The sequence below is a fragment of the Streptomyces sp. NPDC058964 genome (genome assembly GCF_042741275.1).
Classification (GTDB): Bacteria; Actinomycetota; Actinomycetes; order Streptomycetales; family Streptomycetaceae; genus Streptomyces.
This window is the reverse complement of the sequence record NZ_JBHYKH010000963.1, coordinates 1-1,436: the sequence shown is the minus strand read 5'-3', so window position 1 is coordinate 1,436 and position 1,436 is coordinate 1. Positions and strand designations below refer to the sequence as shown.

Here is a 1,436-nt window from a genome sequence, read left to right as displayed (position 1 = left end):
CAATGCCGGTGACTTAGATGTCCTGCGTTCGTTGGTTGTGGTGTGGCGAGGGTGGGGCAGGTCAAGTCGCCTGCGGGTGAGCGTTTGTCGGACCGGATCGCGATCGGGGTGCTGACACGGGCGTTTCCGCCGCAACTGGTCGACGAGGTGATCGCGGAGACCGGTCGGGGCGAGCAGCGCAGTCGTCTGTTGCCGGCCCGGGTGGTCGTGTACTTCGTGCTGGCGATGTGTCTGTTCTTCGGGCAGCCCTATGAGGAGGTGTCGCGGCTGCTGGGCGCGGGTCTGGGCGACGCGGGGCGCTCGTGGCGGGTGCCGACGACTGCCGCGATCGGGCGGGCACGTCGGCGTCTGGGTGTTGAGCCGTTGAGGTTGCTGTTCGCGCGGGTGTGCCGTCCGGTGGCGGTGCCGGAGACGGCGGGTGCCTGGTATCGGCGGTGGCGTCTGGTGGCGGTGGACGGCACGACGTTGGACCTGGCGGACACAGCGGAGAACGACAGCTTCTTCGGCCGCCCGGGGTCCGGGCGGGGGACGGGCGCGTTCCCGCAGGCCAGGATGGTGGCGCTGGCGGAGTGCGGCACGCACGCGGTGTTCGGTGCGGCCATCGGGCCGTTGTCGGTGAGTGAGCCGGTGCTGTCCCGGCAGCTGTTCACCGGGCTTCGGGCGGGGATGCTGCTGCTGGCCGACCGGGGCCTTTACGGGTTCGAGCTGTGGCAGGCCGCCCGGGCCACCGGCGCGGACCTGCTGTGGCGGATGCGTAAGAGCGCGGCTCTGCCCGTGGTGCAGGTCCTGGCCGACGGCTCCTACCTCAGCACGGTCCATGCCGAGCCGGACCGCAAGAGCCGCCGCAACCCGGTGGTGGTCCGCGTGGTCGAGTACACCCTTGCCCGCGGCGGCGATGCCACCGTCTACCGTCTGCTGACCACTCTCCTCGATCCTGAGCAGGCACCGGCGAAGGAGCTGGCCGCGCTCTACGCCCAGCGGTGGGAGATCGAGACCACGCTGGACGAGATCAAGACCCACCAGCGCGGCCCGAAGCTCGTCCTGCGCTCCAGATACCCGTGGGGCGTGGAGCAGGAGATCTACGGCTTCCTCCTGGTGCACTACGCCATCCGGCAGCTGATGCACCAGGCCGCCACCGGCCAGGACCTTGATCCCGACCGGCTCTCCTTCACCCGGTCCCTGCGGATCGTGCGCCGCCAGGTCCCGGCCCAGGCGGCGTTTTCCCCCCGGCACACTCGCCCGGGCACTGACCCGCACCCTGGCTGAGATCACCGAACGCCTGCTGCCCCCACGCCGCCGCCGAACCTGCCCCCGAGTGATCAAACGCAAGATGTCCAACTGGCCACTCAAACGGACCGAGCACCGCAACTGGCTACCACCCGCACCGGACACCGTGACCATCACGCGGCACGGCACAAGCTAAGTCACCGGCATTG

General features: G+C 69.9%; 1 protein-coding gene. It reads left to right on the top strand.

Annotation, left to right across the window (positions count from 1 at the left end):
* Positions 1–42 precede the first annotated feature (42 nt).
* A complete protein-coding gene (locus ACFW2E_RS46850; protein WP_384478267.1) occupies positions 43–1,266 on the top strand; it encodes an IS4 family transposase in 1,224 nt (407 codons plus the stop codon).
* Positions 1,267–1,436 lie beyond the last annotated feature (170 nt).